A 12,775-nucleotide genomic window follows, 5' to 3' on the forward strand; every position below is an offset into this window, starting at 1 on the left:
TAATATTTCTACATAAAAGTGTCAAGAAACGGTAATATTTAAAGGGTATGATAGAACTATAGAAAGAAGGAGAATTTTCAAATATGAAATCAACAACTAAAAAGATTAAAACAACTCTTGCAGGAGTAGCTGCCTTGTTTACAGTATTTGCTCCATCATTTGTATCTGCCCAAGAATCATCAACTTACACTGTTAAAGAAGGTGATACACTTTCAGAAATCGCTGAAACTCACAACACAACTGTTGAGAAATTGGCAGAAAACAACCACATCGACAACATTCATTTGATTTATGTTGGTCAAGAGTTGGTTATCGATGGCCCTGTAGCGCCTGCTGCAACACCAGCGCCAACTACTTATGCAGCACCAGCTGCTCAAGATGAAACTGTTTCAGCTCCAGCAGCAGAAACTACAGAAGTAGTAGAAGAAGCAGCACCAGCTGCAAGCACACCTGCAGCAGAAGAAACTGTTGCTGTAGCAGAAACTTCAGCACCAGCTGCAACTGTAAGCGGTTCTGAAGCAGAAGCTAAAGAATGGATTGCACAAAAAGAATCAGGTGGTAGTTACACAGCTACAAACGGCCAATACATCGGACGTTACCAATTGACAGATTCATACTTGAACGGTGACTACTCAGCTGCTAACCAAGAACGTGTGGCAGATGCCTATGTTGCAGGACGTTACGGTTCATGGACTGCTGCTAAAAACTTCTGGCTTAACAACGGCTGGTATTAAGAAATAGAAAAAGAGCCTTTGATGGCTCTTTTTGTGTGCTTTTATTTGACAAAAGACAATTTTTAAATAGTAGTAATGACAGATTGCTTACGGCTGACGGGATTCTGGAGTTTCTCCAGCTGAATTAGTGCGATTATTACTGTTAGTATCGCGAACCTCAGCATTATTACTATTATTATTGGTATTCGTATCTCCTTGGGCTCCTGCAGTATCAGTAGCTTGATCTCGTGTATTGGTAGCAGTGTTTTCCCCACTTCTAGCACCATCAGATGAATATTGCTCGCTTGCAGGTGCTTGTGAATTATATCTGTTCCCATTTGACCCAGTATAGGTTGGAGTGTAGCTGCCTCCTTCTGAAGAATGTGTCTCTCTTTCTCCCTCACTACTAGTCGTTTCTGTTTCTTTTTTATTAGACTTTTGTTCTTCTTTTTTGGTCAAGACTTCAACTTGCTTTTGGAATTTAGAAATCAGTTCTTGAATGGGTTTTATTTTTTCATCAATAGTGGCTTGTTCTCTTGTGGAATTGACACTTTTAATAATTTCTAGTATTTTTTGTAAGGAAGTGATGGCTGTTTCAAGTGTTTGTTTATCTTCAAACTGGCTATCGGATTCCTTTATATCCAATTTTAAAGCTTTTTCAGTATAATGATTAGTGATTTTATCGGCCGTAGAAGTAAGGAAATCTGCTAATGTCTTTTTGCCTTCGTCAGAGGTTGGCTTCAATTCTTGGATTTTTTTCCAATCCTCTATAATCGTTTCAGAACCAATATTGAAGTCTTTAATGGCATTTTTTACTTGTTCAACATCTTGTCCATTCTTATGTTGTCTGCTGAGAGCGATGTTCCCTCTCTCTGCTTGGATATGTTCTTGATGAATGACTAAGCCTATTAAAAGTCCAAGACCTACAACAATAATGATAGTAAAAATAGTATTTTTTGATTTTAGGATATCTTTGTAGTTTTTCACAATCGTTCTACGCACATGGATGGTAGTATCTTAAAGGGATCATGTACGACTTCCTCCTAATTACAGTATATCATTTTTAGCTTATTTTATAAATAAGTTTATAAGTAGAATCGAGATTTGGCTGCACATTGTCTTTTTTGTGATTATATTGATGTTTCTATCAAAGAGAATATCAGATTATCAGCCTCTTTCTTGTCTTCTCTATCTAAGCATGTTATAATGAAAACTGCTCAAACGACCTTCAATCGTGAGGCACACACGACCTTCAATCGTGAATAAACGAATAGATGGGAGAACTACCATGAGTGATAACTCTAAAACACGTGTTGTCGTGGGGATGAGTGGTGGTGTTGATTCGTCGGTGACGGCTCTTTTGCTCAAGGAGCAGGGCTACGATGTGATCGGTATCTTCATGAAGAACTGGGACGACACAGATGAAAACGGCGTCTGTACGGCGACCGAAGATTACAAAGATGTGGCTGCGGTGGCAGATCAGATCGGCATTCCTTACTACTCTGTCAATTTTGAAAAAGAGTATTGGGACCGCGTTTTCGAGTATTTCCTAGCGGAATACCGTGCAGGGCGCACGCCAAATCCAGATGTTATGTGCAACAAGGAAATCAAGTTCAAGGCCTTTTTGGACTATGCCATGACCTTGGGGGCAGACTATGTAGCGACTGGGCATTATGCCCGAGTGGCGCGTGATGAGGATGGCACTGTTCACATGCTTCGCGGTGTGGATAATGGCAAGGATCAGACCTATTTCCTCAGCCAACTGTCGCAAGAACAACTCCAAAAAACCATGTTCCCACTAGGACATTTGGAAAAGCCTGAAGTTCGAAAACTAGCAGAAGAAGCAGGCCTTGCGACTGCTAAGAAGAAAGACTCAACAGGGATTTGCTTTATTGGAGAAAAGAACTTTAAAAATTTCCTCAGCAATTACCTGCCAGCTCAGCCTGGTCGCATGATGACTGTAGATAGTCGCGATATGGGCGAGCATGCAGGACTTATGTATTATACAATCGGTCAGCGTGGCGGTCTCGGTATCGGTGGACAACACGGTGGTGACAATGCACCTTGGTTCGTTGTTGGAAAAGATCTGAGCAAGAATATTCTCTATGTAGGCCAAGGTTTCTACCATGATTCGCTCATGTCAACCAGCCTAGAGGCTAGTCAAGTCCACTTTACTCGTGACATGCCAGAGGAGTTTATGCTCGAATGTACGGCTAAATTCCGCTATCGTCAGCCTGATTCTAAGGTAACCGTACATGTCAAAGGAGATAAGGCAGAGGTTATCTTTGCAGAACCGCAACGCGCGATTACACCAGGACAGGCAGTTGTCTTTTACGATGGCGAAGAGTGTCTAGGTGGGGGTTTGATTGACAATGCTTACCGCGATGGACAAGTTTGTCAGTACATTTAGATTGACAAATTTTCTCAATTTGCTACAATAATAGAAGCAATAGAAATGATGGTCAAAGCTCATGGATGTTGCAGGCTTTTTTGTCCTGCACTTCTTTGGAGTTTTGACTGTTTTTGTGTCGTTTAAAGGAAAGGACAAGAATGATTCAACAAGATTTTCGGACAAAAGTGGAAAATACAGTTTTTGGCGTTCGGGCGACAGCCTTGATTCTCCAAAATGGCAAGCTCCTAGTTACCAAAGATAATGGCAAGCATTACACTATCGGCGGTGCGATTCAAGTCAATGAAAGCACGGAAGAAGCGGTAGTCCGTGAAGTGAGGGAAGAACTGGGTGTCGAAGCTCAAGCTGGGCAACTAGCTTTTGTTGTTGAAAATCGTTTTGAAGAAGATGGTGTCTATTGGCACAACATCGAGTTTCATTATCTGGTGGACTTGCTTGAGGATGCCCCATTGACCATGCAGGAAGATGAGAAAAGGCAGCCCTGTGAATGGATTGACATAGACAAGCTTGAGGGTATCAATCTAGTTCCAGCTTTTTTAAAAACAGCCTTACCAGATTGGTATGGCCAACTAAGACACATTCATCTTGAGGAATAGGGGAGAAAATAATGGTTAAGCTTATTGCCCATGTACTTGTTCATAGTGGTGATGATTATTTGCTCATTCAGCGTTCGGAAATTAAAAGAGGACAACCCAATGTTTATCCAACTTACTGGGATATTCCTGGTGGCGGGGTTGAAAAGGGTGAACTTCCGCGAGATGGAGCTCTTAGAGAATGTATTGAAGAAGCGGGAGTTAGGCTAGATAGCAGTTCGCTCAAACTTCTTCACGAAGATAGTCAACTGGATACCTCTAAGGATACTGTCTTTACTCGCTTAGTTTATAAAGCAGAGTGGGTTGGGGAGAAGCCAATTATCAGATTAGATCCTGAAGAGCATACACACTTTAAATGGGTTACTATGGCTCAAGCTCTAGAGGAGGAGAAGTTAGTTCCTTATTTACGAGAAATTTTTGAAAGGTTAAGAAATGACTTATAATTTTACTGAAGAATACGATATTATTGTAATCGGTGCGGGACATGCTGGGGTCGAGGCTTCCTTGGCTGCCAGCCGTATGGGCTGTAAGGTCTTGCTTGCGACTATCAACATTGAAATGCTGGCTTTCATGCCTTGTAACCCCTCTATCGGTGGTTCTGCCAAGGGAATTGTCGTGCGTGAAGTTGATGCCCTCGGTGGCGAGATGGCCAAGACCATTGACAAAACTTACATCCAGATGAAGATGCTCAATACAGGGAAGGGGCCAGCTGTCCGTGCCCTTCGTGCGCAGGCTGACAAGGAGCTTTACTCTAAGGAAATGCGCAAGACAGTTGAAAATCAAGAAAATCTGACTCTTCGTCAGACCATGATTGATGAGATTTTGGTGGAAGATGGCAAGGTTGTCGGTGTTCGTACAGCGACCCATCAAGAGTATGCTGCTAAGGCTGTTATCGTGACGACAGGGACGGCCCTCCGTGGGGAAATTATCATTGGAGACCTTAAGTATTCATCAGGTCCTAACCACAGCTTGGCTTCTATTAACCTAGCTGACAATCTCAAGGAACTGGGCCTCGAAATTGGTCGTTTCAAGACAGGAACGCCTCCACGTGTCAAGGCTTCTTCTATCAACTACGATGTGACAGAGATTCAGCCAGGGGACGAAGTGCCTAATCACTTCTCCTACACTTCCCGTGATGAGGACTATGTCAAGGACCAAGTGCCATGCTGGTTGACCTACACCAATGGTACCAGTCATGAGATTATACAAAACAACCTCCACCGTGCGCCTATGTTTACAGGTGTAGTCAAGGGAGTGGGGCCTCGTTACTGTCCGTCGATTGAGGACAAGATTGTGCGCTTTGCAGACAAGGAACGCCACCAACTCTTCCTTGAGCCAGAAGGGCGCAATACGGAGGAAGTCTATGTCCAAGGACTTTCAACTAGTCTACCTGAGGATGTACAGCGTGAGCTGGTTCATTCTATCAAAGGTTTGGAAAATGCAGAGATGATGCGAACAGGTTATGCTATTGAGTATGACATGGTCTTGCCTCACCAGTTGCGTGCGACTTTGGAAACCAAGAAAATCTCAGGACTTTTCACTGCTGGTCAAACAAATGGAACGTCAGGTTACGAAGAGGCAGCAGGCCAAGGGATTATCGCTGGGATCAATGCGGCTTTGAAAGTCCAAGGTAAGCCTGAGTTGATTTTGAAGCGTAGTGACGGTTATATTGGGGTCATGATTGATGACTTGGTGACCAAGGGAACCATTGAACCTTACCGTCTCTTGACCAGTCGTGCTGAATACCGTCTCATTCTCCGCCATGACAATGCTGATATGCGTTTGACTGAGATGGGACGTGAGATTGGTCTTGTGGATGATGAACGCTGGGCTCGCTTTGAAATTAAGAAAAATCAATTTGACAATGAGATGAAACGCCTAGACAGCATCAAACTCAAGCCAGTCAAGGAAACCAATGCCAAGGTTGAGGAGATGGGCTTCAAACCGTTGACAGATGCAGTGACAGCCAAGGAATTCCTTCGCCGTCCAGAAGTGTCTTACCAAGATGTGGTGGCCTTCATCGGACCAGCAGCTGAGGACTTGGATGACAAGATTATCGAATTGATTGAAACAGAAATCAAGTACGAAGGCTATATTTCCAAAGCCATGGATCAAGTAGCTAAGATGAAACGCATGGAAGAAAAACGCATTCCAGCCAATATAGACTGGGATGACATTGATTCTATCGCAACCGAAGCCCGTCAGAAGTTCAAGCTCATCAATCCAGAAACCATCGGCCAAGCCAGCCGTATTTCGGGAGTAAACCCAGCAGATATTTCTATTTTGATGGTGTATCTGGAAGGTAAAAATCGTAGTATTTCTAAAACTCTTCAAAAATCAAAATGATACGTCGTCGGCTTCTTACGAATGAGTTCAAAGCTTGGCTTTGATTCATCTACAGCCTCCCATAGTTCCCCGAACTATGGGAGCTAGCTCAAGTTATGCTTTCGACGAGCCTTCTAGTCTGATTTCGATTTTTATTGAGTTTCAATCTCAAAAGAAAGTATAGAGAAAAACAGCTCCGAAAAATCGGGGCTGTTTTGTGATTTATTCTTCGTCTGGTGTGAGGATCATTGGGATGATAATCGGTTCACGTTCTGTATTTTCATAAAGGAAGGGGCGAATAGCGTTGACAATGGCACCATTGACTGATTGAACGCTAGCATCCTTATTTTTCAGAGCGATACGAATGGCATTGAAGAGAATGCGCTGGCTTTGGCGAATCAAGTCTCCAGACTCTCTCATGTAGACAAAGCCTCGGCTTAGGATGTCTGGACCAGACAGAATCATCTGCGATTTGAAGTCAACAGTTGCGACTGCCAGAACGACACCGTCTTCAGATAGATCACGACGATCTTTGAGGACAGCTGCGCCGATTTCACCGATACGATTTCCATCGACATAGATATCTTGAGCGTTGAAATGGCCTGCGATACGGGCAGAGTCTGCGGTTAGGGCAAGGACATCTCCATTACTCATGATAAAGATATTGTCCTTCTCAACACCAGTATCCACCGCAAGTCCAGCGTGGACTTTTTGCATGCGGTATTCACCGTGGACAGGCATGAAGTATTTTGGCTTAATCAAGCGGAGCATGAGTTTTTGCTCTTGCTGGCCACCGTGTCCAGATGTATGGATATTGTTAACCTTACCGTGGATAACTTCAACACCAGCTTCTGAAATGATGTTAATCAGCTTGTTGACGCTAGTAGTGTTTCCAGGGATTGGGCTAGAAGAGAAGATAACGGTATCACCGGGTTGGAGTTGCACCTGACGGTGGGTTCCGTTGGCGATACGAGAGAGGGCTGCCATAGGTTCACCCTGACTACCTGTACAGAGGATCAGAATTTCTCCTGCAGGGTAGTCTTTGATTTCATTTGGCTCGATAAAGGTTCCCTTAGGAGCTTTGATGTAGCCAAGCTCAATTCCGTTGACAATGGCCTTTTCCATCGAACGACCAAAGACAGCGATCTTACGTCCAGTCTTAACAGCAGCTTCTGTTGCTTGTTGGAGACGGAAGATATTTGAGGCAAAGGATGCAAAGATGATACGTCCCTCTATGCCTTGAATAATCTTCATGATGGACTGGCCAACGACTTTTTCAGAGTTGGTAAAGGTTGGAATTTCTGCATTTGTCGAGTCAGACAGGAGACAGAGTACACCTTCTTCACCAAGAGCTGCCATACGGTGCAAGTCCGCAGGTTCACCAACTGGTGTTAAGTCAAACTTGAAGTCACCCGTACAGACAATTTTCCCTTGAGGAGTATGAATGACAATCCCCAAAGGCTCTGGAATAGAGTGAGTCGTTCTAAAGAAAGTTGCCTTGAGATTTTTAAAGGTCAACTCAGTATTGTGGTTGATTTCGTAAAGTTTGGCGTTGCGCAAGAGGCCGTGTTCTTCGAGTTTTCCACGGATCAAAGCCAAGGCAAGCGGTCCAGCGTAGATAGGGACATTTGCTTGCTTGAGAAGGAATGGAATCCCACCGATGTGGTCCTCGTGTCCGTGTGTAATCAAAACAGCCTTGACGCGGTCGATATTGTCCACGATGTAAGAGTAGTCAGGAATGACATAGTCGATACCAAGCAAGTCATCTTCTGGGAATTTAATCCCAGCATCGACGATGATAATCTCATCTTGGTATTCAATTCCGTAAGTGTTTTTCCCGATTTCTCCCAGACCACCGATGGCAAAAACGCCAACTTCTTCAGGTTTAAGAGTATAGGCCATATTAGAACTCCGTGATTTCGAAGGCGCCAGTTTCTTTTTCGTAATCTAGCAATTTGTCAGACAAGAGTTCGATATACTCGATATTGTACTCTGGGCGATTTTCTTCGACAAGTTGGCGAGCGGCGATACGGCCCTCGAGTTCTGAGCTGGCATCGATGTCTAGGTAAAGTGCGCGTGTTGTTTCACGACGTGGGCTACGTTCTTTTGTTTCTTGATAAAAAACTTTGTAAATCATATAGTTCCTTTCTATTTTACAGGTCAGCTTATTCCAAACTTTTAGCAGAGATTTGCTTGATTTCATTCCATTTTGTGTCTAGATTGACCTTGATTCGTTACAATTATTTCAATTATACCACAAAATGAAAGATTAGTAAAAGACGGAAACGAGAAAGTCATATAAGCACTCAAAGGTAAGCGTTTGCAAAAACAAAGAAAATATGTTATTTTGATAATGGAAATGATTTTTATCGCTTGTCATAATTCCATATAGATTTTAAGTCAAGGAGGCTGCCCTATGTATAACTTATTTTCTTTTGCTATCGGAGTTCGCTTGGTAGCTTTTATTGTTTTTGTTGCTTGCGTTTATGCGGGGAATCTTCTATTTGCCAAACTGGAACGACGACAAAGCAAGCTCTTGTGGAAGATTACCTTTGTGACTCTCTACTCGCTTTTTCTCCTCCTCGTAACCTATGTCGTTTGGTTTGTATTTTACTTTGGATTAAATGCTTAGATGCTCTGCTCATGCTGGGACATTTTTGTTTGGGGGCAAAGAGAGAAAAGCTCTTGATTTAGCTCAAGAGGCAATTTCAAATCTAGAGCAACAAAAAAGAGAGGATGTATCTACATATGGGGTTTTTACAGCTCAAAGCTGAGGGCAGTCCCACACTCGTACCAGAAGTTGGTACCTTTGAACGCTCTGTTACCAGTCGCCCTACGTTATCCTCTCAATATTTACATTTTACTATAACTTACTGAGGGAATCAACTTTAAAAGCATCAAAAAGCTCCTGACCGAAGTCAAGAGCCGTCAAACACTGGGGGCGAATTGTTCAATCGCAATTTCAGTTCTTTAGAAACCAAAGTTTCAGGGATAGCACTACAACCCGAAGAGTCAAAGACTCAACCTGATTTTCCTACCAGTGTTGAATTACATTTTAACATTGATAGACCAACATAGTCAACAGTTTATATAAAAATAGGAATACCAAAAAGAGGATTAAGAATGCTTAGTTTGTTTGAATTTGCGATAGGGGTTGGCCTCTTGGTGTTTATAGTCTTTGTAGCTTGTGTCTATGGGGGGAATGGCCTGTTTGTGCATCTGGGACACCGCAAAAAAAATTCCTTTGGAAGCTTGCTTTTGTGATGCTCTATTCAATTTTTCTACTCCTTGTAAGCTATGTTATCTGGCTCGTTTTCTACTTTGATTTAAATGCTTAGATGCCCTGCTTATGCTGGGGCTTTTTTGTTTAGGGATAAAGAAAATTCCCATGTGCTAGCTTTTGTAGTATAATAGTAAGCAGATAAAAAGATAGGAATGTGTTATGAAAGTATTAGCTTTTGATACGTCTAGCAAGGCTCTTTCTCTCGCTATTTTAGAGGACAAGCAGATTCTTGCCGAGACGACGATTAATATCAAGAAAAATCACAGTATTACCCTCATGCCTGCCATCGATTTTTTGATGGCAAGTTTGGATTGGACGCCCAAGGACTTGGACCGAATCGTGGTGGCGGAAGGGCCAGGTAGCTACACAGGTTTGCGAATTGCGGTAGCCACTGCCAAGACGCTGGCTCATACCCTGAACATTGAGTTAGTTGGTATGTCTAGCCTCTTGGCTCTGGTGCCCTACCAACAAGAAGGCTTGTTCGTCCCCTTGATGGATGCGCGTCGCAACAATGTTTATGCAGGATTTTATGAAAATGCTAAACCTGTCATGCCAGAAGCGCACCTGCCCTTTGAGCGAGTGATTGAGCTAATCAAGGGTGCTAGTCAGGTAACCTTTGTCGGAGAAGTTGCCCCCTTTGTGGAGCAGATTCAAGAACACTTGCCAAGGACTAATTACAAAGAAACCTTGCCTAATGCAGCCAATCTTGCTCTTTTGGATTGGGACAAGGAAGCAGACTCCTTGCATGATTTTGTGCCGAACTACCTCAAACGTGTTGAGGCTGAGGAAAACTGGCTCAAGAACCACACCGAGTCTGGTGAGTCTTATATTAAACGTCTATGATAGAAATCAAACGAATCCAAAAACAGCCTGACCTGGCTCAAACCATCTACGCTGTCATGGTGGATGTTTACTCAGTCAGTCCTTGGACGCTGGAACAAATCCAAGCAGATTTGTCCCAAGACCAGACTTGGTATGCTCTGGCTTATGATGGGGCAGAAGTGATTGGCTTTCTAGCTGTGCAGGAAAATATCTTCGAGGCAGAAGTCCTGCAAATCGCTGTTAAAGGAGCCTATCAGGGTCAGGGAATTGCGTCAGCCTTGTTTGCTCAATTGCCGACAGACAGGGAAATTTTCCTCGAAGTCAGAAAGTCAAATCATCGAGCGCAAGCATTTTACAAGAAAGAAAAGATGGCAGTCATCGCTGAGCGAAAGGCCTACTACCGTGACCCAGTTGAGGACGCCATTATCATGAAGAGAGAAATAGATGAAGGATAGATATATTTTAGCATTTGAAACATCCTGTGATGAGACCAGTGTCGCCGTCTTGAAAAATGATGATGAGCTCTTGTCCAATGTCATTGCTAGTCAAATTGAGAGTCACAAACGTTTTGGGGGCGTAGTGCCTGAAGTAGCCAGTCGTCACCATGTCGAGGTCATTACAGCCTGTATCGAGGAGGCACTAGCAGAAGCAAGGATTACCGAAGAGGACGTGACAGCTGTGGCGGTTACCTATGGACCGGGCTTGGTCGGAGCCTTGCTAGTTGGCTTGTCAGCTGCTAAGGCCTTTGCTTGGGCACATGGACTTCCACTGATCCCTGTTAACCACATGGCTGGTCACCTCATGGCAGCTCAGAGCGTGGAGCCTTTGGAGTTTCCCTTGCTGGCCCTCTTGGTCAGCGGTGGACACACAGAGTTGGTTTATGTTTCTGAGGCTGGTGACTACAAGATTGTTGGGGAAACGCGAGATGACGCGGTTGGTGAGGCCTATGATAAGGTTGGCCGTGTCATGGGCTTGACCTATCCTGCCGGTCGTGAGATTGACGAGCTAGCTCATCAGGGGCAGGATATTTATGATTTCCCTCGTGCCATGATTAAGGAAGATAATCTGGAGTTTTCATTCTCAGGTTTGAAATCTGCCTTTATCAATCTTCACCATAATGCCGAGCAAAAGGGAGAAAGCTTGTCTACAGCGGACTTGTGTGCGTCCTTCCAAGCGGCAGTTATGGATATTCTTATGGCTAAAACTAAGAAGGCTTTGGAGAAATATCCTGTTAAAACCCTTGTCGTGGCAGGCGGTGTGGCAGCCAATAAAGGTCTCAGAGAACGCCTAGCGGCCGAAATCACAGATGTCAAGGTCATCATTCCACCTCTGCGTCTTTGCGGAGACAATGCAGGTATGATTGCCTATGCCAGCGTCAGCGAGTGGAACAAAGAAAATTTTGCAAGCTTGGATCTCAATGCCAAACCAAGTCTTGCTTTTGATACTATGGAATAAGGAGTCAGCTTAAGGCTGGCTTTTTTGCCCTCTTAAATGTCAGAATATTTTGACAAATAATTGTAAATAATGATATAATATATACAGAATAGGAGGTGGTGAGATGATTGAGAGAATGGAGTTGGGAGAATTTTACAAGGAATTACGTTTGGCGAGAAAGCTCAAGCAGTCAGATGTGGCTTGTGCTGGTCTAACAGCCTCTCAGTTGTCCAAGTTTGAACTAGGGCAGTCTATGCTATCTGCGGATAAGTTGATCCTAGCCATCCAAGGGATCAATATGAATTTTGATGAGTTTGGTCATAAGCTAAACAATTATCAAGAATCCCTACATATGCAGATTGGTAGAAAGGTTGTGGATCGCTTTGCCCACCAAGATATAGCTGGTTTAGAGCAACTGTTGGAGGAAGTCGAGCAAGAACAGATGGCAGAGACCTATCGTCGTTTGAATGCCATTGTAATTAAAAACGCACTCCATTCCTTAAATAAGAACTATCCATTAGTAAAAGAAGATAGCGAGTTTTTGACTATCTATCTCTATGCTATTGAGTCTTGGACCTGGTTTGAACTCTATCTCTTTTGCAATACCATGCCCTTCTTGAGCAATCAAGATTTGATATTTTTATCGACCGCTTTAATTGAGAAATCTAGGGAATTTAAAGAGTTGGTACATAATCGATTGTATATGAAAAGTGGATTTCTGAATATTATATCAGAACTCATGGAGCGTAAACTTTTCTCTTATATCCCAATTTTTGAAGCTGAGCTAGAGAGCATGCTTCGTCCATACGATGTTTTTGAAAAAGTATTGTGGCAGTTTTTAAAGAAAATGAAGATTTTCCTTCAAACCAAAGGAAGCAATCAAAAAGAGATTGAAAGATTTATCCAATCTCTGCAAGTATTAGAAAATCCACAATTGCTAGCCCTCTTCGAATTGCGTTTGAAGCAATACAAAGAACTTATTGAGTAGTCAACAATTGCAAATCTGAAATTTCTATAAGAAAAAATATCAAATATGCGATTTTCTAAAATAAGCTAATTTTCGTGTTATACTATCCTTGTAAAGCACTTCAAGCAGATCCTAAGTCGCAGAAGTGGTTTATAGATGGGAATTCGTACAGTATATGTTTAATTATGAGCATACTGTAAATGGCTGGACTAAAAGTGAAACTTGGCG

13 protein-coding genes and 1 pseudogene are annotated in these 12,775 nt (G+C 43.0%); 11 read left to right on the plus strand and 3 right to left on the minus strand.

Features of this window, described 5'->3' with window-relative positions:
- The first annotated feature begins 83 nt into the window (after nt 1-83).
- A complete protein-coding gene (locus EII37_RS02465) occupies nt 84-734 on the plus strand; it encodes a LysM peptidoglycan-binding domain-containing protein (RefSeq protein ID WP_124787490.1) in 651 nt (216 codons plus the stop codon).
- An 87-nt stretch (nt 735-821) separates the two neighbouring features.
- Here EII37_RS02465 and EII37_RS02470 read toward each other — a convergent pair whose 3' ends face one another.
- Complete coding sequence (locus tag EII37_RS02470; protein ID WP_124787491.1) at nt 822-1,700, minus strand: hypothetical protein; 879 nt, start codon at nt 1,698-1,700, stop codon at nt 822-824.
- A gap of 301 nt (nt 1,701-2,001) precedes the next feature.
- Between EII37_RS02470 and mnmA the strand changes: the two genes are divergently transcribed.
- The 4 genes from mnmA (at nt 2,002) to mnmG (ending at nt 6,062) form a co-directional block, all read left to right on the plus strand.
- Nucleotides 2,002-3,123, plus strand: a complete 1,122-nt coding sequence (gene mnmA, locus EII37_RS02475; RefSeq protein WP_124787492.1) for a tRNA 2-thiouridine(34) synthase MnmA — start codon at nt 2,002-2,004, stop codon at nt 3,121-3,123.
- 140 nt (nt 3,124-3,263) lie between these two features.
- Nucleotides 3,264-3,719, plus strand: coding sequence for an NUDIX hydrolase (locus tag EII37_RS02480; RefSeq protein ID WP_185695940.1), 456 nt, complete (start codon nt 3,264-3,266; stop codon nt 3,717-3,719).
- Nucleotides 3,720-3,727: 8 nt separating this feature from the next.
- Entirely contained in the window at nt 3,728-4,159 is a 432-nt protein-coding gene (locus EII37_RS02485) for an NUDIX hydrolase (RefSeq protein WP_049509915.1), read from the plus strand.
- Nucleotides 4,149-6,062 (plus strand): tRNA uridine-5-carboxymethylaminomethyl(34) synthesis enzyme MnmG, encoded by a 1,914-nt coding sequence (mnmG, locus tag EII37_RS02490; RefSeq protein WP_124787494.1) that lies wholly within the window; start codon nt 4,149-4,151, stop codon nt 6,060-6,062. Before EII37_RS02485 ends, mnmG begins: the two co-directional genes overlap by 11 nt.
- Before the next feature lie 201 nt (nt 6,063-6,263).
- On the opposite strand, the gene rnjA is transcribed toward mnmG, so the two are convergent.
- Nucleotides 6,264-7,943: a ribonuclease J1 gene (rnjA, locus tag EII37_RS02495; RefSeq protein WP_045612411.1), complete on the minus strand. Its 1,680-nt coding sequence runs from the start codon at nt 7,941-7,943 to the stop codon at nt 6,264-6,266.
- Between the two features lies 1 nt (nt 7,944).
- Entirely contained in the window at nt 7,945-8,178 is a 234-nt protein-coding gene (locus tag EII37_RS02500) for a DNA-dependent RNA polymerase subunit epsilon (RefSeq protein ID WP_000639572.1), read from the minus strand.
- A 279-nt stretch (nt 8,179-8,457) separates the two neighbouring features.
- On the opposite strand from EII37_RS02500, the gene EII37_RS02505 reads away from it, so the two are divergent.
- The 6 genes and pseudogenes from EII37_RS02505 to EII37_RS02530 all read left to right on the plus strand — a co-directional run bounded on the left by EII37_RS02505 (nt 8,458) and on the right by EII37_RS02530 (nt 12,568).
- Nucleotides 8,458-8,673, plus strand: coding sequence for a hypothetical protein (locus EII37_RS02505; RefSeq protein WP_124787495.1), 216 nt, complete (start codon nt 8,458-8,460; stop codon nt 8,671-8,673).
- Between the two features lie 491 nt (nt 8,674-9,164).
- Nucleotides 9,165-9,379 (plus strand): annotated as a pseudogene (locus EII37_RS11315) (hypothetical protein).
- A gap of 104 nt (nt 9,380-9,483) precedes the next feature.
- Entirely contained in the window at nt 9,484-10,167 is a 684-nt protein-coding gene (gene tsaB / locus EII37_RS02515; protein WP_124787496.1) for a tRNA (adenosine(37)-N6)-threonylcarbamoyltransferase complex dimerization subunit type 1 TsaB, read from the plus strand.
- On the plus strand, nt 10,164-10,601 hold the full coding sequence (rimI, locus tag EII37_RS02520) for a ribosomal protein S18-alanine N-acetyltransferase (protein ID WP_124787497.1): 438 nt from the start codon (nt 10,164-10,166) through the stop codon (nt 10,599-10,601). Before tsaB ends, rimI begins: the two co-directional genes overlap by 4 nt.
- Nucleotides 10,591-11,601, plus strand: coding sequence for a tRNA (adenosine(37)-N6)-threonylcarbamoyltransferase complex transferase subunit TsaD (gene tsaD / locus EII37_RS02525; RefSeq protein ID WP_124787498.1), 1,011 nt, complete (start codon nt 10,591-10,593; stop codon nt 11,599-11,601). Before rimI ends, tsaD begins: the two co-directional genes overlap by 11 nt.
- 103 nt (nt 11,602-11,704) lie before the next feature.
- Nucleotides 11,705-12,568, plus strand: coding sequence for an Rgg/GadR/MutR family transcriptional regulator (locus tag EII37_RS02530; protein WP_020901821.1), 864 nt, complete (start codon nt 11,705-11,707; stop codon nt 12,566-12,568).
- The last annotated feature ends 207 nt before the right edge of the window (nt 12,569-12,775 follow it).

Origin of the sequence: Streptococcus sp. OH4692_COT-348 (assembly GCF_003859975.1) — a bacterium.
In the GTDB taxonomy this organism is placed as follows: domain Bacteria; phylum Bacillota; class Bacilli; order Lactobacillales; family Streptococcaceae; genus Streptococcus.

Coding starts and splice junctions, on each gene's coding strand:
- tsaB (WP_124787496.1), top strand. CDS start 9,484: ATGAAAGTATTAGCTTTTGATACGTCTAGCAAGGCTCTTTCTCTCGCT.
- EII37_RS02500 (WP_000639572.1), bottom strand. CDS start 8,178: ATGATTTACAAAGTTTTTTATCAAGAAACAAAAGAACGTAGCCCACGT.
- EII37_RS02465 (WP_124787490.1), top strand. CDS start 84: ATGAAATCAACAACTAAAAAGATTAAAACAACTCTTGCAGGAGTAGCT.
- EII37_RS02505 (WP_124787495.1), top strand. CDS start 8,458: ATGTATAACTTATTTTCTTTTGCTATCGGAGTTCGCTTGGTAGCTTTT.
- rnjA (WP_045612411.1), bottom strand. CDS start 7,943: ATGGCCTATACTCTTAAACCTGAAGAAGTTGGCGTTTTTGCCATCGGT.
- EII37_RS02480 (WP_185695940.1), top strand. CDS start 3,264: ATGATTCAACAAGATTTTCGGACAAAAGTGGAAAATACAGTTTTTGGC.
- tsaD (WP_124787498.1), top strand. CDS start 10,591: ATGAAGGATAGATATATTTTAGCATTTGAAACATCCTGTGATGAGACC.
- mnmG (WP_124787494.1), top strand. CDS start 4,149: ATGACTTATAATTTTACTGAAGAATACGATATTATTGTAATCGGTGCG.
- rimI (WP_124787497.1), top strand. CDS start 10,164: ATGATAGAAATCAAACGAATCCAAAAACAGCCTGACCTGGCTCAAACC.
- mnmA (WP_124787492.1), top strand. CDS start 2,002: ATGAGTGATAACTCTAAAACACGTGTTGTCGTGGGGATGAGTGGTGGT.
- EII37_RS02530 (WP_020901821.1), top strand. CDS start 11,705: ATGATTGAGAGAATGGAGTTGGGAGAATTTTACAAGGAATTACGTTTG.